This window comes from Allorhizobium ampelinum S4 (genome assembly GCF_000016285.1).
Taxonomy (GTDB): domain Bacteria; phylum Pseudomonadota; class Alphaproteobacteria; order Rhizobiales; family Rhizobiaceae; genus Allorhizobium; species Allorhizobium ampelinum.
Map to the genome: position 1 here is coordinate 443304 of NC_011988.1, position 18288 is coordinate 461591.

General features: G+C 56.5%; 16 protein-coding genes. 7 read left to right on the top strand and 9 right to left on the bottom strand.

Annotated features, from left to right (window positions below; translation table 11 throughout):
* Window positions 1-125 precede the first annotated feature (125 nt).
* The 6 genes from AVI_RS19270 (at window position 126) to AVI_RS19295 (ending at window position 7095) form a co-directional block, all read left to right on the top strand.
* Entirely contained in the window at window positions 126-1769 is a 1644-nt protein-coding gene (locus AVI_RS19270; RefSeq protein ID WP_012653808.1) for a bifunctional 3-(3-hydroxy-phenyl)propionate/3-hydroxycinnamic acid hydroxylase, read from the top strand.
* Between the two features lie 627 nt (window positions 1770-2396).
* Window positions 2397-3614 carry an ABC transporter substrate-binding protein gene (locus tag AVI_RS19275; protein ID WP_139192520.1) on the top strand — a complete coding sequence of 406 codons (1218 nt, stop codon included), beginning with the start codon at window positions 2397-2399 and terminating at the stop codon, window positions 3612-3614.
* A 171-nt stretch (window positions 3615-3785) separates the two neighbouring features.
* Window positions 3786-4643 carry a branched-chain amino acid ABC transporter permease gene (locus AVI_RS19280; protein ID WP_012653810.1) on the top strand — a complete coding sequence of 286 codons (858 nt, stop codon included), beginning with the start codon at window positions 3786-3788 and terminating at the stop codon, window positions 4641-4643.
* A 9-nt stretch (window positions 4644-4652) separates the two neighbouring features.
* Window positions 4653-5651, top strand: a complete 999-nt coding sequence (locus AVI_RS19285) for a branched-chain amino acid ABC transporter permease (RefSeq protein ID WP_012653811.1) — start codon at window positions 4653-4655, stop codon at window positions 5649-5651.
* On the top strand, window positions 5648-6391 hold the full coding sequence (locus AVI_RS19290; protein WP_012653812.1) for an ABC transporter ATP-binding protein: 744 nt from the start codon (window positions 5648-5650) through the stop codon (window positions 6389-6391). The genes AVI_RS19285 and AVI_RS19290 overlap by 4 nt, the downstream gene beginning before the upstream one ends.
* Window positions 6388-7095: an ABC transporter ATP-binding protein gene (locus AVI_RS19295; protein WP_012653813.1), complete on the top strand. Its 708-nt coding sequence runs from the start codon at window positions 6388-6390 to the stop codon at window positions 7093-7095. Before AVI_RS19290 ends, AVI_RS19295 begins: the two co-directional genes overlap by 4 nt.
* A 61-nt stretch (window positions 7096-7156) precedes the next feature.
* Here the strand turns inward: AVI_RS19295 and AVI_RS19300 are convergent, their stop codons facing one another.
* Window positions 7157-9055, bottom strand: coding sequence for a bifunctional sugar phosphate isomerase/epimerase/4-hydroxyphenylpyruvate dioxygenase family protein (locus AVI_RS19300; RefSeq protein ID WP_041698891.1), 1899 nt, complete (start codon window positions 9053-9055; stop codon window positions 7157-7159).
* Window positions 9056-9204: 149 nt separating this feature from the next.
* Between AVI_RS19300 and AVI_RS19305 the strand changes: the two genes are divergently transcribed.
* Window positions 9205-9927: a TetR/AcrR family transcriptional regulator gene (locus tag AVI_RS19305; protein ID WP_041698893.1), complete on the top strand. Its 723-nt coding sequence runs from the start codon at window positions 9205-9207 to the stop codon at window positions 9925-9927.
* Here AVI_RS19305 and aroQ read toward each other — a convergent pair.
* The 8 genes from aroQ to treZ form a co-directional block, all read right to left on the bottom strand.
* Window positions 9902-10345 carry a type II 3-dehydroquinate dehydratase gene (aroQ, locus tag AVI_RS19310; protein ID WP_012653816.1) on the bottom strand — a complete coding sequence of 148 codons (444 nt, stop codon included), beginning with the start codon at window positions 10343-10345 and terminating at the stop codon, window positions 9902-9904. The two genes, AVI_RS19305 and aroQ, sit on opposite strands and share 26 nt — an antisense overlap.
* Window positions 10342-11211: a shikimate dehydrogenase gene (locus AVI_RS19315; RefSeq protein WP_012653817.1), complete on the bottom strand. Its 870-nt coding sequence runs from the start codon at window positions 11209-11211 to the stop codon at window positions 10342-10344. Before AVI_RS19315 ends, aroQ begins: the two co-directional genes overlap by 4 nt.
* Window positions 11212-11282: 71 nt before the next feature.
* Window positions 11283-12041: an amino acid ABC transporter ATP-binding protein gene (locus AVI_RS19320; protein ID WP_012653818.1), complete on the bottom strand. Its 759-nt coding sequence runs from the start codon at window positions 12039-12041 to the stop codon at window positions 11283-11285.
* 13 nt (window positions 12042-12054) lie between these two features.
* On the bottom strand, window positions 12055-12894 hold the full coding sequence (locus AVI_RS19325) for a transporter substrate-binding domain-containing protein (RefSeq protein ID WP_012653819.1): 840 nt from the start codon (window positions 12892-12894) through the stop codon (window positions 12055-12057).
* A gap of 130 nt (window positions 12895-13024) precedes the next feature.
* Window positions 13025-13675 (bottom strand): amino acid ABC transporter permease, encoded by a 651-nt coding sequence (locus AVI_RS19330; protein WP_012653820.1) that lies wholly within the window; start codon window positions 13673-13675, stop codon window positions 13025-13027.
* Between the two features lie 10 nt (window positions 13676-13685).
* Window positions 13686-14354 carry an amino acid ABC transporter permease gene (locus AVI_RS19335; protein ID WP_012653821.1) on the bottom strand — a complete coding sequence of 223 codons (669 nt, stop codon included), beginning with the start codon at window positions 14352-14354 and terminating at the stop codon, window positions 13686-13688.
* Between the two features lie 627 nt (window positions 14355-14981).
* Window positions 14982-15872, bottom strand: a complete 891-nt coding sequence (locus tag AVI_RS19340; RefSeq protein WP_012653822.1) for a SphA family protein — start codon at window positions 15870-15872, stop codon at window positions 14982-14984.
* A 589-nt stretch (window positions 15873-16461) separates the two neighbouring features.
* The gene (treZ, locus tag AVI_RS19345; RefSeq protein WP_012653823.1) at window positions 16462-18225 is read right to left on the bottom strand and encodes a malto-oligosyltrehalose trehalohydrolase; all 1764 of its coding nucleotides are present in this window, start codon (window positions 18223-18225) and stop codon (window positions 16462-16464) included.
* Window positions 18226-18288: the final 63 nt, after the last annotated feature.

The following is an 18288-nucleotide window of genomic DNA, read 5'->3' on the forward strand; positions in this document are numbered from 1 at the left end:
ATGGCGCCCTGGGTTCATTCGGACCCAGGGACGAAAAACACTGTATTTGTAGGGTGTTGCAGTGAAGTTTAATAGACAGAACACGATGCGGGCGCTGTAACGTTCAGCGTGGAGAGGAGGGCCTGATGAACGCCGAGGAACTTGAGACCGAAGTCGAGGTCGTCATTGTCGGGGCGGGTCCAACCGGACTGACCCTGGCTAATCTTCTGGGCGGCATGGGTGTGTCGGTGGCGCTTGTCGAGCGCAACCTGACCACGGTTCAGGAGCCGCGTGCCGTATCCATCGACGACGAGTCGATGCGAACCATGCAAGCTATCGGGTTGGAGGACGCGGTAGAGAAAATCGTGGTGCGCGGCTATGGCTCGCGTTATCTTTCGCCGGCTGGCGAGCTGTTTCTGACCGTGGAGCCGACGTCGCGCGATTATGGTTTCGACAAGCGCAATGCATTTCAACAGCCGGAATTGGAAGCGCTTTTGCGCGAGGGGCTTGCCCGTTATCCCAATGTGATCCAGTTCTTCGGCTGGGATATGCAAACATTTTCCCAGACTGCGGATTCCGTTACCGTGGAAATCGCCCATGCGGCGACAGGAACCCGCGTCATCCGGGCGCGCTATATGGTCGCCAGTGACGGAGGACGCTCCCCGACACGTGGAAAACTCGGCGTCCATCTTGTCGGCTCCACCTTTGTGGAGCGTTGGCTGATTGTCGATCTGGTCCGGACGGAAAATCGTTTTCGTCATACGCAGGTCCATTGCGATCCTGCTCGCCCGTGCATATCGCTGCCTGGTCCGGACAATATCCGTCGTTACGAATTCATGCTGCATACCAATGAGGACGAGAAGGACGCGACTGAGGAGGCTTTTGTCCGTGGCCTTCTGGAGCGTGTTGGGCCTGACCGGGATTGTGAATTTCGCCGCGTGCGGGTCTATACATTCCATGCCCGTCTGGCTGATCGCTGGCGGGACGGCAATATCTTTCTCGCCGGCGATGCCGCGCATTTGACGCCTCCATTTGCGGGGCAGGGAATGAATAGCGGCCTGCGTGATGCGCATAATCTGGCCTGGAAACTGGCGGAAGCATTGCGTGGCGATATGCCGTCCGATTTCCTGGATAGCTACGAGATTGAGCGGCGTCCGCATGCCTGGGAAATGATAGCATTGGCGCTGCGCATGGGGCAGGTGATGATGCCGGAAAATGGCATCAAGGCCCTTTTGACGAGGGCCGCTTTTCGTATCCTTGGGCTCTATCCGCCTGTCCGTGATTATTTCGCCCAAATGCGCTACAAGCCAAAGCCACGCTTTCGCCAGGGACTTCTATGGCCCGACTCCAGACCGGAGAAGGAAACCATGGTGGGGCGCCTCGTACCGCAGCCCGTGGTGGAAGACAGCCACCGGCACCGCGTATTGCTTGACCGCGTCTTGCCGGATGGACCTGTTGCTCTGGTCTTTGATGAGTTCCCTGACCGTGCTTTGTCCGTTGATGTCATCAGGGCTCTGGAGGCAGCGGGTGCAACTGTGGTCGGTTTGACCCCTGAATGGATGAATCCAATTGACGGCATTTTCCCGGTTCACCGGGATGTCGGGCGGCTGTTCAGCTCCGGCCCGATGAAATCCTATCTTGGCCATGTCCTCTTGCTGCGCCGTGACCGATATATAGCGGCAGCCACGCCTATCGCTGAAGCCCTGCATCTGGTGGAAAAGTTGGGGATGCTTGGTCCACGCTCGGTGATCCGGGCAGAAGTGAAGGACTCTTTGGCTGCGGCATCCTAGTGCACTGACGCATTCACTTCGTTCATGCTTTCGTGCACTCATTTTTTGTTTATGCATCGATTTTTCCAAACTCGGCTGAAGCCTCCGTTTGGATCGATGCACTAGCGTTTATTCGAGAGCCAATCTGCAAGATACCGGCGCATCAGCCTGTTGTTGAGCGCCCGTGTGGAGAGCATGGTGTTTGCCGCAGAAGTTCGCCAATTCAGGCAATAAGAATGCTGTTCCTGATATCTCCATATTTAATTATAAAATATCATAAAATGATAATTAAAATTTTAAATACGAAATTTTATTAGATTTTATGATAATAAACTTGATAAAGCGCAGGAATTGATAATAATCGTTCTTGTCGTCGTGGAGAGCCTGGGACATCGGGAAATGTCGTCAGACACGTCAGAAGAAGTTCGCGGCGATAAGAAAAGACGACGCCCAAATCTGCAGGACATGCCTTGCCGTTATCAGCGCAGGGCTCGCGATCTAGCATCATCAGTTCATTGAACAATTTTGCCTTCGATCGGGTCTGTTTTCCGGATTTGTCGGCAGCGTCGTGCCTTTTGCGCTGTCGTTTTTCGAGGGCTAGCCAAAGGGGGAGGCACAATTGACGATCATTGGTGGAGGAGCACTATGATGACCGAACTGAAGTTTACACGCCGAGGTGCCCTTGGGTTGCTGGCTGCTGCGCCATTGGCCGGTTGGGCCGGGCAGGGACGAGCCGCCAGCCAGCCGATCAAGATCGGGCTGGTGCTGACCATGTCCGGCCCGTTCGCATCAAGCGGGCAAATCATGGCCAATGCGGCGAAACTCTACCTGGAGACCGAGGGCAAGGCGGTGCTGGGGGATATTCCGGTCGAACTGGTCATCCGCGACGACGGCGGTGCCAATCCGGATGTGGCCAAACGACTGGTTCAAGAACTGGTGACGCGTGACAAGGTACAATATCTTGGCGGCTTCCAGTGGACGCCCAATGCCAATGCTGTGGCGCCATTGTTGATGAAGGCCAAGATGCCCTGCGTCTTGTTCAATGCGGCAGGCGCCAATACCACCCAGCTTGCGCCCTGGTATGTGCGCACGGCCTTTACCCATTGGCAGGTGAATCAGCCGCTGGGCGAATGGGCGGCGGCCAAGCGCGGTTTCAAGCGAGCCTACCTGCTGACCACGGATTTTGCCCCTGGCCACGATGCAGAAGAAGCGTTTACGAAAGGCTTCACATCCAAAGGGGGAACCATTGTCGCCTCGGTGAAAATGCCGATCCAGAGCACAAATTTCGTCCCCTTTCTGCTCGCAGCCAAGCAGGAGAAGCCGGATGTGGTCTTTGCATTCCATCCCGGCGGTGTGCAAGCCTCCGCATTCATGCGGGCCTATCAGGAAGCGGATTTGCGCGGTGCCGGCATCCAGTTGATTGGTCCGGGAGACCTGACAAGCGACGAGGAATTGCCGAATATCGGCGCAGCAGCACTCGGCGTCCTCACCGCTGGCCAATATAGCATGGCCGGTGATCGCCCCGCCAATGCCGCTTTTGTCGAGGCCTGGAAAAAGGCCTATACGTTCATGCCCGTCCGGCCCAATTATATGGCGGTCGGTGCCTATGATGGCATGCATCTGATCTGCTCGGCCATCGCTGCGACCAAGGGCGCTTCCGATGCCGCCGGTGCCATGGCCGCGATGAAAACCTTCAAAGCGGAGCAAAGCCCGCGTGGGCCAATTTCGATTGACCCCGAGACGCGCGACATTGTGCAGAATATCTACATCCGTGAAGTGCGCGAGAAGAACGGCGAGCTTGCCAATGTGGAACTTGAAACCATTCCAGCCGTCAAAGACCCTTGGAAGGTTGAGCATCCTCTCTGATCTCTGGTCGCTCAGAATGTCCGGCTAGCGTTTGTCTGGGGAACTGGAACCTGTTTTCCCGAAAAGACAAACGAAAACAATGGAGGCGAGAGTCTGTGTGGTTCGATTTGAACCTGACGGACTCTCGGAGTCATCCCGCAATATTGCCGGATGACAGGGAGGAGGCTTGTCATGACACTGGTGGAAGTTGCGTTCCAGTCGCTTGCCTATGCAAGCGTGCTTTACCTCATATCCGTCGGCCTGTCGGTAACGCTGGGTCTGATGGGTTTCGTCAATCTGGCGCACGGCGTTTTCGCCATGGCCGGTGGCTATATAGCGGCCACCGCGATCAGCGCCTGGGGCCTGCCCTGGCCGCTCATGGTGATCTGCGCCCCCCTTGCTGTTGCGCTTCTGGCGGCGGTGGCGGAAAAGCTGCTCTATGCCCGGCTTTACGGTCGGTCTGAGCTGGATCAGGTTCTCTTCTGCATCGGATTGATCTTCATCGTCGGTGCGCTGGCGCGGTTGTTTTTCGGGCCGTTGATGCGCCCCGTCGTCATTCCCGAGTTTCTGGCGCAAAATCTGACGGTGGGTCCTTTCTCATTCTATCTCTACAAGCTGGTTGTGATCGGTATCGGTATCCTGACTGCCGCATTCATTCTGTTTGTGCTTGAACGCAGCCGGATCGGCGCCATCATCCGGGCCTCCGTTGAAAACCGGGGCATGGCAGAATCGATTGGCATTCGCACCAAACATGTGTTCATGGCGACCTTCGCCTTTGGGGGAGCGCTCGCGGCCCTGGGCGGCATGCTGGGGGCGGATGTCTTCGGGCTCAATCCGTCCTATGCCTTCGATATCCTCGTTTATGTTCAGATCGTCGTGGCTGTGGCGGGGCTTGGCACGTTGCGAGGCTCTTTCGTTGCAGCCCTTCTGGTTGGCGCCGTCCAAACCGTTTCGGCCTATTATGTGCCGGCTTTCGGTACGGTCATGTTGTTTCTCCTCGTCTTCATCCTGCTGCTGGTCAGGCCGCGCGGGCTGTTTGGAAGGGTATGAAGATTGAAAATGTCAGATCGCTCCGCTCTTGTATCTCCACCGTCCACGTTTACCGGCTTCTTGCGCCGCAAGCATGGTTTTAATCCGGCTGATGGCCTGATCGTCCTTGCGTTGGCGCTGGTGCCGCTGCTCGGCGATGATTATTACGCGCTCGGTTCGCAAATCCTGATCACCATTATCTTCGCCTTGTCCCTCGATCTCCTGGTCGGCTATGCCGGGATTGTCACGCTGGGCCACGCCGCCTTTTTCGGGGTTGGTGCCTATGCCACCGGCATTGCCTCAAAATACGGCTGGGGCGAGCCATTGAGCGGCCTGTTGATCGGTGCCATGGCAGCCGGGCTGGTAGGCGCGGTGGTTGGAGCCATTGTTCTACGCACGGCACGTTTCACCTTGCTTATGCTGACGCTTTGCACGGTGTTTCTGTTTGGCGAGATCGCCAACAAGGCGACCTGGCTGACCGGAGGCGTCGATGGCCTGGTGGGCATGGAGACCTGGCCGGTTTTGGGTCTTTACGAATTCGATCTGCTCGGTCAGGTCGGTTATTGGTTCTCGGCCCTCGTCTTTCTGCTTGTCTGGCTCGGGGTGCGCCGATTGGTCCATTCGCCTTTTGGACAATCGATCATGGCGATCCGCGACAATCCCGGTCGCGCCGCTGCCATCGGCATCGCGGTCCGGCCACGCACCTTGCTGATCTTCGTCATTTCCTGCTTGCTGGCCGGGCTTGCCGGTGCTCTGCAAGCCGAGGTCAATCAGTTCGTTGGCCTGAAGGATATGAGTTTCGAACTGTCGGCAACTATTCTTGTCATGTTGGCGCTTGGTGGCTCAGGGCGGCTTTACGGCGCGATTATTGGACCTGCTGTCTATCTGATTGCCCAGGACATCTTGTCGAAAGACAATCCTGTCATGTGGCAGCTCTGGCTGGGGATCATCCTCGTGGTGCTCGTTCTTTTCGCACCAGGGGGCATTACGCGGATTTTGGCTCAACTGCGCGGAAGGATCGGTCGATGAGCGCTTTGCAGCTTGAAAACCTTACCTTGCAATTCGGTGGACTGGTGGTCACCAATAATGTGTCGCTCGTGCTTGAGAAGGGTGCACGCCACGCTTTGATCGGGCCAAACGGTGCTGGCAAGACGACGCTGATCAATCTCATTACTGGCAGGCTGACCCCACGCAAGGGGGCGATATTTCTCGATGGTATAGACCTCAAGGGCATGGCGCAGCACAAGCGCGTTGGGCTGGGATTGGTGCGCAATTTCCAGGTCACCAATCTGTTTACGTCATTCACAGCCCTTGAAAATATCGCGCTTGCAATTGGCGAACGTGAAGGCTTTGGGTTTTCAATGGCAGGGCATCATGGCTTCCCGGCAAAAGTGGTCGCGGAAGCAGAAGAAATCGCCAGCCGTATGCGCCTTGCCAATGTCCCGCATGTTCCGGTGCGCGATCTGGCCTATGGCCAGCAGCGCCTCGTGGAACTGGCGGTCGCCATGGCCCTGCGCCCGAAAGTGCTGTTGCTGGATGAGCCTGCCGCTGGACTGCCTGCGGCGGATCATGAGGTGATCCTCACTATTCTCGATGAATTGCCAGCCGATGTTGCCGTTTTGCTGATCGAGCACGATATGCCGCTAGTCTTCCGCTTTGCGCGGGAGATCACGGTCTTGGCCGAGGGAACCATCATCGCGCGTGGCACGCCAGAGGAAATTCGCCATGACGCCAATGTCCGTGCCGCTTATCTGGGGAACCGTTCATGACCGCAGACCTGCTCGAAATCCGAAATGTCGTCAGCGGTTACGGCCCGACCCGCATTATCAATGGCATTGACCTGACCCTCCCCATGGGCGGTGGGCTGGCGCTGCTTGGGCGCAATGGCGCCGGCAAAACTACACTGCTCTGCACCATTGCCGGGCGCTTGCTGCTCAAGGAAGGCAGCATTCGTTTTAACTCTGGGGAAATCGGCGGGCTTTCTCCCAGCCAACGCTGCCGGCTTGGCATAGGCTTCGTGCCGCAGGAGCGGCAGATTTTTGCCACGTTGAGCGTCGAGGAAAACCTGCGCATTGCCGATCTTCGCCGAGGATGGACGATGGAGCGTGTCTACGAGCTCTTTCCCCGCCTTGCCGAACGGCGGAAAAATGGTGGCAACCAGCTTTCCGGTGGAGAGCAGCAGATGCTGGCGATAGGCCGTGCGCTGATGAGCCAGCCGACTTGCCTCCTGCTGGATGAACCTTTTGAGGGCTTAGCGCCGGTTATTGTCGATATGCTGCTTGAAGCGCTGATCAAGCTTCGCAAGGAAAGCGAAATGTCGATGATCATCGTTGAACAGCATGCGAAACTGGCGCTTGAAATCGCCGAACAGGGCATGGTTATCGAACGTGGCCAGGTCCGCGTCAGCGGTTCGCGTGAAAGCTTGCTCCAGGATTGGACCGAGATCGAGGATATGCTGGCTGTGACGCATTAGAGCATCGTGCTGATTCTGATTTTCTTCACGATGCTCTAGCCAGCGATGATGGCAGTCATTGTTATCTCGGAACGCCATCCGGGCGCAGTTGCCGTCTTTGTGCTGCTATACGGAACGGGGCGTTCATCGCACCATAACCACCATAGGCGCCGCGCCTCTCGACGATTTCGAAGAAAAAGCCCTCACCGAAGGTCCGGCTGTAGATTTGGAAATACTCGCCATTATCGTCGCGGTCGTAAAGGATACTGGCCGAACGCAGTGCATCGGCAAAATCCGGTTCCAGACCGAAGCGGGCTTCCAAATCGTCATAATAGTTGCGCGAGATAGTCAGCGCCTGGAAGCCGCAGGCCGATAGCGCCTGCGCCGTCGCGAAGATATCGTCGGTCGCCAGGGCGATATGCTGGATGCTGGTGCCGAAGCCTTCTTCGAGAAACTTTCCGGCGACGGTTTTCCGGTTATCGGCGCCGTTCAACGTCACCCTGAAACGAGGATCTGGTTTGCTTTCGATCGCTTGGCTGCGCACCAGCCCGCCCGGATCGACCACATCGACCATGGGCGTGCGCCGCGTGGCGAAGATCGAGCCGTAAAACAGCAGGCATGTCAGCATCTCGTCATAGCGGGTTGTCTGGGCGAGATGGTCGATACGGGTCAGGCGGGTATTTGCCGGAGCCTGATCGGCGTCTACGTCTTTGAATTCCTGTTTCCAGATGCCGGACAGGGCAGGCGTGTCATCAAGGAAATAAATGACGCCATTGCTCACGCCTTGAATGGCGGGCACGGGTACTTCGCCCGGTTTGCGCGGTTCTGAGAAGCTCGTTGCCCCCAGCGCCGTGGCGCGCTTCAAGGCGTCTTCGGCGTGCCCCACCTTCATGCCGAAGGCGTAGGCACTTGTGCCGTGGATTGCATAGGAGGCGCCGGCAAAACTGTTGTTTGTCGTATCGGTATTGATGAGAATGCGGATGTCGCCCTGGGTGTAAAGGTCAAGATCCCTGTTGCGATGGGTCGCGGTTTTCGAAAAGCCGAGCGTCGCTAAAAATGCTGCCAGATCCTGTTTTTCCTCGACCGACGTCGCAAATTCCACGAATTCGACGCCCTGGGTTTCGACAGGGGCTGGCATGGCCGGGGCGCTGAGCCGGATATCGGGTTCGAGGCGTTGGACTTGGTCCATGAGGTAGACCAGCGAGCGGTGGCCGTCCTCGGCAATGGCCCGCGGTGAGCCTCCCCGGAACTGGTCGTTGAAAATCTCCAGGGATAGCGGCCCGGTATAGCCTGTGGCGGCCACAGCGCGCATGAAATCGACCACCGGCAAGTCGCCTTCGCAGGGCATGTTGCGGAAATGGCGGCTCCAGTAGAGCAGATCCATGTCGAAAAGCGGCGCATCGGCCAGTTGGACGATGAAGATCTTGTCGCCGGGAATGGAACGGATCGAGTTTGGATCGATCTTGCGCGACAGGGTGTGAAAACTATCAAGGATCAGGCCGACATTGGCATGGTTTGCCCGGCGGACGACTTCCCAGGCATCCCTGTGGTCGTTGACGTGGCGGCCCCAGGCAAGTGCCTCGTAGCCGACGCGGACGCCATGCTTTGCGGCGCGTTCGCCCAGCTCCTGGAAATCGGCGGCGGCCCGGTCGATGCCGCCCAGCGAGATGGGAGAGACATTTGAGCAGATCAGCATCAGGTCGGTGCCAAGCTCATCCATGATCTCGAATTTGCGCTCGGCCCGCTCAAAAGCGCGGGCGCGGTGCAGTTCCGGCATGCCTTCGAAATCGCGGAAGGGCTGGAACAGGGTGATGTCGAGACCGTGGTCGGCAACCATTTTCGCCACATCCCGGGGGGAGGCGTCATAGGTCAGGAAGTCGTTCTCGAAAATTTCAACGCCGCTGAAGCCAGCCTTGGCAATGGCCGCCAGCTTTTCCGGAAATTCCCCACTGATCGATACGGTTGCAATCGATGTCCGCATGGTTACTGTCCCGGGGTGTGAAGGGGTGCTGGCATGGGTGCTCGTCCGGTCGCTTTTGTCTGGGCTTGCCATATTGCTTCCTTTCCGGCTTTATGTACTGCTTGGTTAAGAAGTAGAGCCTGGCGCTGCGGCCTGGCGGCGGATGGATGATGAAACGGGACGCAACCACGCGAGACGGTAAAGAGGCTCGCCCGGCCAAAGGGGAGCCTGGCAAACGCGACCCGGCCAAACGGGACCCCGAAGGCGTGCGCCGCGATATTCTTTCGGTGGCGATGGAAGAGTTCTCGCAAAACGGCCTGTCTGGCGCGCGCATTGACGAGATTGCCGCCAGAACCCGCACGTCCAAGCGGATGATCTATTATTATTTCGGTGACAAGGAAGGGCTTTACCAGCGCGTGCTGGAAGAAGCCTATGGCAAGGTGCGCGGCGGAGAAATGGACCTGGAGCTGGAAGGGCTTGACCCTATCGCCGCCCTCGACAAGCTCTGTCGCTTCACCTTCGACCATCACCGCCGCAACCCTGCCTTCATCCGCATGGTGATCATCGAGAATATTCATCACGGTCGCCATATGCAATTGTCCGAGACCATCAGGGGTCTCAACCAACCGGCTATCGAGGCCCTGCACGGCGTTTTGCGACGCGGGCAGGAGCAGGGACTGTTCCGGCAGGGCATCGACCCGCTTGAATTGCACTGGCAGATCAGCGCGCTGTCGTTTTTCAATGTGTCGAACGCAGCCAGCTTTTCCGTGATTTTCGGTAATGCGCTGTTTACGGCAGACGGCCAGGAGACCCTGTCGCGCCACGTGGCCGACATGGTGCTGCGCTATGTGCTGCGTGCCGAGCATATCAGCCCGATCGAGCAACGCGGCTGATAAGATGGCGCAATGCCATTTCATAGCCCTCGATGCCCAGTCCCGCGATGACGCCCTCCGCCCGTGTTGAAACGTAGGAGTGATGCCGGAACACCTCCCGCTTGTGGATGTTGGAAATATGCACTTCGATGACCGGTGCCTCAAAGGTGTTGAGGGCATCGAGGATCGCCACCGACGTATGGGTGAAGGCACCGGGATTGATGACGATTCCAGCCGCCTTGCCGCGTGCCTCGTGGACCCAGTCGATGATCTCGTATTCCCGGTTGCTCTGCGCGAAAAAGATCGAATGTCCTGCCGCCTCGGCAATCGCGCGGCAATTGTCCTCGACATCGACAAGGGTTTCGCGACCGTAAATCTCAGGCTGACGTTGGCCGAGAAGGTTGAGGTTTGGACCGTTCAGGATGAAAAACAGGCTCATGCGGCTGCCTCCGAAACACAAAGTTCAGTGAAATGGGCGCTCATCCGCTCGGCATCTGGCTCGTAGCCGCAGAACAGACGGAAAGCGCCGACTGCCTGAAACACGGCCATCCCGCCACCGGGCAGTGTTTGGCAGCCCTTGTCGCGCGCCGTTGCGATCAGTTCGGTGACGAGTGGCATATAGACGATGTCGGCAACCCAATGGCGCGGCTCGATCAGATCCGCGGCGACCGGCAGTCCCGGATGGGCGGGCATCCCGACCGGGGTGGCGTGAATAAGCCCATCGGCTTCGGCTAAGGACTGACTGGGAGCGGTGACAGCATGGGCGCGTCCTTCACTGAAGCGCGCATTGAGCGCTGCTGCCAGTCCTTCGGCTCTCGTGAGGTCTTGGTCGAAAATGTCCAACTGTTCGATCCCCAATTTCAGCGCGGCATGGGCAACGGCCACCCCCGCACCGCCTGCGCCGATCAGCAATGCCCGCTTCAATTGTACATCCGGCAGGCCGCGCCGGAAGCTTTCGTAGAAGCCTGACCAGTCAGTATTATGGCCGATCCGCTTGCCATCCCTGAAGACGACCGTATTCACTGCACCCAGCATACGGGCATCTTCCGAGAGATCATCAAGAAAGGGGATGACTGCCTGTTTGAAGGGATGGGTGATATTGGTGCCAGCAAATCCGCGTGTCTGGCACTCGTCCAGCAGGTCAGGCAGTGCGCTTTCCGGCAGGTTGCGCACATGAATGTCGATCAATTCGTAGCGATAATCCAGCCCGTGCGCCGCCCCTTCGCGCATATGCATGGCAGGGGATTTGGAGAGCTGGATATCGGTACCAATCAGGCCGACGTGAAGAATGGGTTTTTCTGTCATGATTGCGTCCACTTGGTCGGCGTGGTGAAGGCTTTTACCTGCCTGTTACGTTGTCGCTGCGGCAATGCAGCTCAGTGATGGGCGAGAATTTCGCCCAGGAACGTGCGGGTGCGTTGATGCTGCGGATTGCGGAAGAACTCTTCCGGTGGTCCTTCCTCGATGATCTGCGCGGAGGCCATGAACACGACGCGATCTGCAACCTGACGGGCAAAGCCCATTTCATGGGTGACGCAGATCATCGTCATGCCGTCGCGGGCAAGACCGATCATCGTATCCAGCACTTCCTTGACCATTTCAGGGTCAAGAGCCGAGGTGGGCTCATCGAACAGCATCGCCTTCGGCTCCATGCAAAGTGCGCGCGCAATAGCGACGCGTTGCTGCTGACCACCGGAAAGCTGGGCGGGATATTTGTCCGCCTGGTCCAGAATGTGAACACGATCCAGATATTTGCGGGCGACCTCTTCGGCCTGTTGCTTCTGAAGCCCCTTCACCCGCATCGGCGCAAGGGTGCAGTTTTCCAGGATCGTCATGTGTGGAAACAGGTTGAAGCTCTGGAACACCATGCCAACCTCGCGGCGTACTGCGTCGATGGTGCGGCTCGCGCTGGTGAGCGTGGTGCCTTCGACGGTGATCTTGCCTTCCTGGATTTCCTCCAGATGGTTTATGCAGCGGATCAATGTCGATTTTCCGGAGCCGGACGGCCCGCAAAGGACGATTTTTTCGCCTTTGCGGACTGTCAGGTTGATGTCTTTCAGCGCGTGGTAGGCTCCATACCACTTTCCAACGCCTTCAAGTGCGATCAGTGGAACCTGTGCGGTGGATTGTTGCATGGAAGCCTCTCCATTACTTCGCGGTGAACGGGATGTCCGGAAGCGAATCCGGGAATGCCGGAACATCGCGCTTCATCCACTTGGCGTAGATCTTTGCCAGTTGGCCATCGGCCTTGATCTTGTCGATGAAACTGTTGATGCTTTCGTTCCAGTCCTTCTCGCCCGGACGCATTCCGGCGCCGTTATAGAGCGTGACGAGGTCGAACTTCGTTTCATACTTGCCCGCAGCGGCAGCGTTCAGCCGATCGCCATAGAACTGGTTGCCACCGACGGCTTCGACCTGACCTGAAATCAGAGCCTGGATGTTTGCTGCGTCATCATCGAAACGCAGGATGCTGGCCTTGCTGCCTGCGCCAGCGGTGATGGCGGTATCCATGGCGCTGGATTTCGGCACGCCGACGGAAACGCCGGTCAGATCGTCATAGCTGCCGATCTTCTTGTCCTTCGGTCCGTAGACCGACAAGACGTTGCCGGCATAGGGCTTGGAGAACTGGATGGTCTTGGCGCGGTCGGCGGTCATGCCCATGGTGGCAAACAGGATATCGACCTTGCCGGTCATCAGGGCTGGAATGCGGTTTGCCACGGCCAGCGGCACAAACTCGGCCTTGACGCCGAGATAGTCTGCATAGGCCTTGCCGATATCGGCATCCAGACCGTCCTGCACGCCGCTGGAATTGACAAAGCCCCAAGGCGAATTGTCGCCCTGAATGCCGATCACCACTTTGCCTTTGGCCTTGGCCTGTTCCAGCGTCCCGGCGAAGGCCGTGGCGGGGGCGACGAGCGGCATGGCCGCCGCTGCCGCGATCAGGGCGAGCGCTGTGCGGCGCTTGATTGTCATTGTCTTGGATTTCATCATTTGCTCCTCCTTACAAAGCTGATGAGAGTGGTGCTTGGCACCAAACCTGATGTCGTCTTTTGTTGTGCTTCCTTGTTTTCGTTTTTGTATTGAGGAAAGCCGGTTTCTACACGTCGTCTGGTAAACCTTACCGGGCGGCGGCTTGCAGCCGTTTCTCTTTTCTGGCGCCCCAGAGTGAAAGCGGCCAGCAAATCAGGAAATAGATGATGCCGACGATGGCAAAGACCGTCAGCGGCCGGAATGTCTGGTTGGAGACGATCTGCCCCGCCCGTGACAGTTCCACGAAGCCGACAATGGCGGCAAGCGAGGTCCCTTTGATCAATTGTACCAGAAAGCCGATGGTGGCGGGCAGGGAGACTTTGAAAGCCTGCGGCAGCACCACGTCCTTCATGATCGATCCGTAATGCAGGCCGAGCGCCTTGGCGGCTTCCGTCTGCCCCTTGGGAACGGCCTGAATGCCGCCGCGCCAGATATCGCCCAGGAAGGCGCTGGCATGCAGGGTGAAGGCAATGGCGACGGCGATCCAGGCATCCACGTCCAGACCGAGCAACGCAACGCCGTAATAGACGACGAAGAGCTGCATCAGCAGCGGCGTGCCTTGGAAGACGGCGATATAGCCTGCGGTCGCCTTGCGCAGAGCTGCGCTATCGGCCACCCGGGCCAAAGCGACGCAAAGGCCAAAGAATCCGCCGCCGACAAAGCCGATGGCGGTCAACGCCAGCGTCCATTTCAAACCTTGCAGCAGGAAAAACAGTTCATTGGGTCCGATAGAAGCCATCGTCTTCGCCTCACTTTACCGGGTAACTGAAGAAAATGCGGGAAATGAGCGCAAAAGCCCCCATCATCAGCGAGGAAATCACCAGGTAAAGCAGGGTGATCGAGAAATAGACCTCGAAGGACCGGAACGTATCCGCTTCGATTTTCTGGGCAACGGACGTTAATTCGTAAGCTGCAATTGACGTGCAGACCGAGGTCGTCAGCGTCAGCATGACGAACTGGCTGGTGAGCGATGGGTAGACGGCCCGCAAAGCTGGCTTGAGAATGATGTGGCGCAGGATTTGCGCCCGGTGCAGGCCGAGCGCAAGACCCGCCTCCACCTGCCCCTTGCCGATGGAATCCACTCCACCGCGAATGATTTCGATGGCATAGGCGCCGCCGTTCAGGCCGAGAGCGACAATTGCCGTGACGGTCGGGTTGAGCCGAACACCGATTTGCGGAAGAGCGAAGAAAATGAAGAAGATCTGGACAAGGAAGGGCGTATTGCGGATCAACTCAACAAAGCCGATTGTGGCGCTTCTCAAGATGCGGGAGGGCGACCGGCGCGCAACAACCCCGAAAATGCCGATGATGGTTGCGATGGACATGCCGGCGATGGCAAGACCAATGGTTGCCAGGCATGCCAGGATCAATTCCGGCAGTCGCTCGATCACAACCGAAAAGTCGAGAGTGTAACCCATTTTCCCTCCCAGGCATTGTCTAAGCCCTGACTGACAAGGCTTTAAAGCTCCCCATGCAAGCCGATAAGGCTGGCACGTTCCCTTTATTTTCCGCGGGTCGTGGCGCTCTCTCCTCGCGCCCAACCTCCGTCGTTAATATGTTTGTACCAGTTAGTTCATACTTAGGCAATATGATTTGCGAAAGATCAATTGATGTGGATTGACGAATTTCGGGTGCTCTAGCCGAGGTAAGGGGATTGCAACATTTGATGTCTGCCTCCTCGCTTTATTCAAACTGAATTGAACGCGGGCCGACCCGGTTCTGCCAGTTCGATGCAGCGAGTGCAGATAGAATGGGGAAATGGGAGGAGAGGCGACAGATCCCATGCCTCGGACGCGCCAAATAATATAGACGCTCATCTTATACGAAGAGTCATTGAAGATGACTCTTCGTATTCGTTTTGCAACGCCTTCAAGGCGAGAATGCGTGAGCATTTTCAATCCTTGGTATTATACGAAAGCCCGACGATGTGTTGGCATCTTCGGGCTTTTGTATGCGGAGAAATTTACGGGGCAGGCGTTTGAATTTCTGTCGGATCGCCTGCCTTTGAACGCTCGTCTCGAAAATCGAGCTGTGATCGGATAATTCTAGAATTTTGTTGCGAGATTCACCCAGAGAGTGTTGCCTTCGGTTCGGTTTTTAGCCACCACGTCATGTTGCCATGACGCGCTTATGCCCAGGCCCGGATTGAAGTTATAGGTCAATGATGGACCAATCGCCAGACCTTCGCCGCGATGGCCGTCGGAGGCGACGCCGGGTCCTTTGTCATCGGTGAACTGCTTGATGTAATATCCTGTTGCTCCGACTCTTATCTTGCCAAAATTCCAGCCGACTGCGTAATCAAGGACGAACTCATTACCGGTTTTGTAGTCGGTTGCTGTGTTTTCGGAGTTGAAGATGACCCTCGCGGCGGTCGCGAATTCAAGTCCTTGTGGGTCGGAATAATGATAGGCAACCGTTGGCTGTACGGACCAGTGATTAAGGCCCGCATTGGCAAGGGCGTTCTCGTCGTAAGCGCCGGTCGGTATGCCGATGTCTATCCCGGTGATGAATGTCTGATTCTGATCAGGGTGCCATGATAACCCAACAGTTGCAGTTGCGTCTCCCAGGTTAAAGCCAGAGTCTCTTGCAAATGTGTTGGAAATATCGAGGTGAATAAGGGGAAGGACGAGCTGTCCCCAGAGTTGGGCGTCGCCGATACGGATATCTGATACATAAATGAAGCGAAGAGTTTCAACGGTGGCTTTCACCTTGAAGTCTATGGGTATTTCACGACCTTTGCCGTCATTGACTCTGTTGGCGCTAAAGTAACTTGTCTGCGAAAGAAAATAAAATCCCTCAAATGGAGGAATGGCGCCCGCGTAAAATTGTGACGCGCCCGGTGCATATTGCGTATTGCTGTTTTCTGCGGCGTTTGCCGCTGTAAAACAGCCCGTGAGGAAAAGTGCTGCCCCCAGTAACGTCCGTGTGTTTTTCATTCTTCTCTCCTCCTCTTGAGATGAATAAAAATATCGTCACAGGCGATGAATCGCTCAATGTGATGATATTTGAATTTATTTCGATTTTTTCAATCCAAAATAAACGTATTTTTAAATACCGCGCATCGTTGATGTGCAGTATTGATGCCGTTATTGATTGGATATACGTCCCCAGGAATTTTTAATAATTGCTTTGCAATCATAACGACTGGATAGCAATAATTTACTCCCTATTCTCCTCCTATTTCTGGTAGAGAAGGGTTTGACGAATGTAAAATTCCAATTCGGAATAGAATGTATTGATTTGATGAATATTTTGAGATGGAGAAATGCTTCGGAGTGCAGGCGTATTTCGGATCTTATAATATTTCGATTATTTTTGTGGCATAAAATTATTGAAATTATCAGAAAATGAATTTCTGGGTAATTTTAATGGGTGCCTACATAATTTTATGGTTCGATCACGCTTGTGCGCATTGTCTCATCGATACAGGAGTGCGAGATCCTCGCCAGCCGCTCATGTCGGGGCGCCTGGAAAGGGGCGTTTGGCAATCTTCGGTTGTACCGATTGGGATACAAACGCTTTGCCTCAGCAAGGTTCAATGCGCCAGACAACGGCCCAGGGACCGAGATTGTTTCCTGGCTGTGTGCCGAACGTGAACAGGCATTCGCCGTTGGTATATATTGGGTTCTCCACAGTCTCGGCAGTCAGATTGGCGGTGAGGGTCAGATTGTGTGAACCGAGCGTCCAGCGCACAATTGTCACTGACCCCAGGCTGCTATAGTTGCCCGCATGCCCGTGGGCATCTTGCAGCAGAGGAACGATTTTCTCTTTACGCAGCGCCAGCAATTCGCGGTAAAATTGCAGAATTTCACCGTCTTGCTGGTCTGGCTCCCATGATAGTTTGGCGCCACTGAATGTTGTCTGTGCTGTTGGATCGGATGCATCATCGGCATCGAAGCCGGGCAACCTTGACAATTCCTTGCGCCGTCCCTGTCTTACCGCTTCATTCAGCTCTTCGTTGAAATCGCAGAAAAACGGAAAGGGGGTCTTTGCGCCCCATTCCTCTCCCATGAACAGCATGGGGATCTGCGGGGCCAGCAGATAAACCGCCGCCAGTGCCTTCAACGCCTCTGATGGTTGCGATGCGGCCATCCTGTCGCCCAAGGCGCGATTGCCGATCTGGTCATGGTTCTGGATAAAGGAAATGAATGCAGTCGGTGGCAGGTGGGTGCTCGGCATGCCCCTTTCCTTCCCGCTATAGGGCATGTGCTCGCCTTGGTAGACAAAGCCCTCTGCCAGCGCCCGACCGAGCTTAGACATGTCGTTTGCGTAATCCTGATAATAGCCAAAATTTTCACCGGTGGCCGTGATGTGCAGGACATGGTGAATGTCGTCATTCCACTGCGCGGTGAAATGGATGGGCGCACCATTTTTATTACGTTCGAGCAGGTCGGCATTGTTGTCTTCATTCTCGACGATCAGATGCACGGCCCGTCCGAGTGCGCAAGCGCGTGTCCGCATGGCGATATCATGAAGGATATGGGGCTTGCGCTCGTCTTCTATGGCGTGAACGGCGTCGAAGCGCAGTCCGTCGATCCGAAACTCGTCCACCCAGTATATGGCATTGCGCACGACGAATTCACGCACGGCTTCCGACTGGTCGCCATCGTAATTGACACCCGGCCCCCAGGGCGTGATGTGCTTGTCGGTAAAGATCGGCGCATAGGCGGGAAGATAATTTCCGTCCGGACCGAAGTGATTATAGACCACATCGAGAAAGATGCAGATGCCGCGTGCATGGGCTTCGTCCACCAGCCGCTTCAGATCCTCAGGACGGCCGTAGCTGCTATCGGGTGCATAAGGCAATACGCCGTCATAGCCCCAGTTCCAGCGTCCTGGAAAGTCGCTGATTGGCATGAGTTGCAGCGCGGTCACGCCGAGGTTTTTCAGGTGGTCCAGCCGTTCGATGATGGCTGTAAACGTTCCGGCGGGCGTAAAGCTTCCCACGTGCAGTTCGTAGATGACGATCTCTTCCCAGGGCAGTCCCTGCCATTCGGTCTGCTGCCAGGCATAGGCTGGGTCGATAACCTCGCTTGGCCCATGCACATCGTCGGGCTGGAAGCGTGAGGCGGGATCTGGAACAGCGAGGCCATCCTCCAGGATGAAGTTATAACGGCATCCGGCCCCGACCTCAGGCACTTCGGCGCTGTACCACCCATTGTCACCGGCTGTCATGGGACGAGGCTCCTGTCCCTCGATCTTCAGCAGAACCTTTTCCTGAAGCGGCGCCCAAAGGCTGAAGATCGTGCCGTTGCCGTAAAGAACCGGGCCAAATGTCATGTCCTGCATCGTGTCTCCTGCGCATTTCAATGGGTGGTCGTCGGGGGTAATCGGGTGGTGATCGGGCAAACC

Coding starts and splice junctions, on each gene's coding strand:
- AVI_RS19270 (WP_012653808.1), top strand. CDS start 126: ATGAACGCCGAGGAACTTGAGACCGAAGTCGAGGTCGTCATTGTCGGG.
- AVI_RS19275 (WP_139192520.1), top strand. CDS start 2,397: ATGACCGAACTGAAGTTTACACGCCGAGGTGCCCTTGGGTTGCTGGCT.
- AVI_RS19280 (WP_012653810.1), top strand. CDS start 3,786: ATGACACTGGTGGAAGTTGCGTTCCAGTCGCTTGCCTATGCAAGCGTG.
- AVI_RS19285 (WP_012653811.1), top strand. CDS start 4,653: ATGTCAGATCGCTCCGCTCTTGTATCTCCACCGTCCACGTTTACCGGC.
- AVI_RS19290 (WP_012653812.1), top strand. CDS start 5,648: ATGAGCGCTTTGCAGCTTGAAAACCTTACCTTGCAATTCGGTGGACTG.
- AVI_RS19295 (WP_012653813.1), top strand. CDS start 6,388: ATGACCGCAGACCTGCTCGAAATCCGAAATGTCGTCAGCGGTTACGGC.
- AVI_RS19300 (WP_041698891.1), bottom strand. CDS start 9,055: ATGCGGACATCGATTGCAACCGTATCGATCAGTGGGGAATTTCCGGAA.
- AVI_RS19305 (WP_041698893.1), top strand. CDS start 9,205: ATGAAACGGGACGCAACCACGCGAGACGGTAAAGAGGCTCGCCCGGCC.
- aroQ (WP_012653816.1), bottom strand. CDS start 10,345: ATGAGCCTGTTTTTCATCCTGAACGGTCCAAACCTCAACCTTCTCGGC.
- AVI_RS19315 (WP_012653817.1), bottom strand. CDS start 11,211: ATGACAGAAAAACCCATTCTTCACGTCGGCCTGATTGGTACCGATATC.
- AVI_RS19320 (WP_012653818.1), bottom strand. CDS start 12,041: ATGCAACAATCCACCGCACAGGTTCCACTGATCGCACTTGAAGGCGTT.
- AVI_RS19325 (WP_012653819.1), bottom strand. CDS start 12,894: ATGAAATCCAAGACAATGACAATCAAGCGCCGCACAGCGCTCGCCCTG.
- AVI_RS19330 (WP_012653820.1), bottom strand. CDS start 13,675: ATGGCTTCTATCGGACCCAATGAACTGTTTTTCCTGCTGCAAGGTTTG.
- AVI_RS19335 (WP_012653821.1), bottom strand. CDS start 14,354: ATGGGTTACACTCTCGACTTTTCGGTTGTGATCGAGCGACTGCCGGAA.
- AVI_RS19340 (WP_012653822.1), bottom strand. CDS start 15,872: ATGAAAAACACACGGACGTTACTGGGGGCAGCACTTTTCCTCACGGGC.
- treZ (WP_012653823.1), bottom strand. CDS start 18,225: ATGCAGGACATGACATTTGGCCCGGTTCTTTACGGCAACGGCACGATC.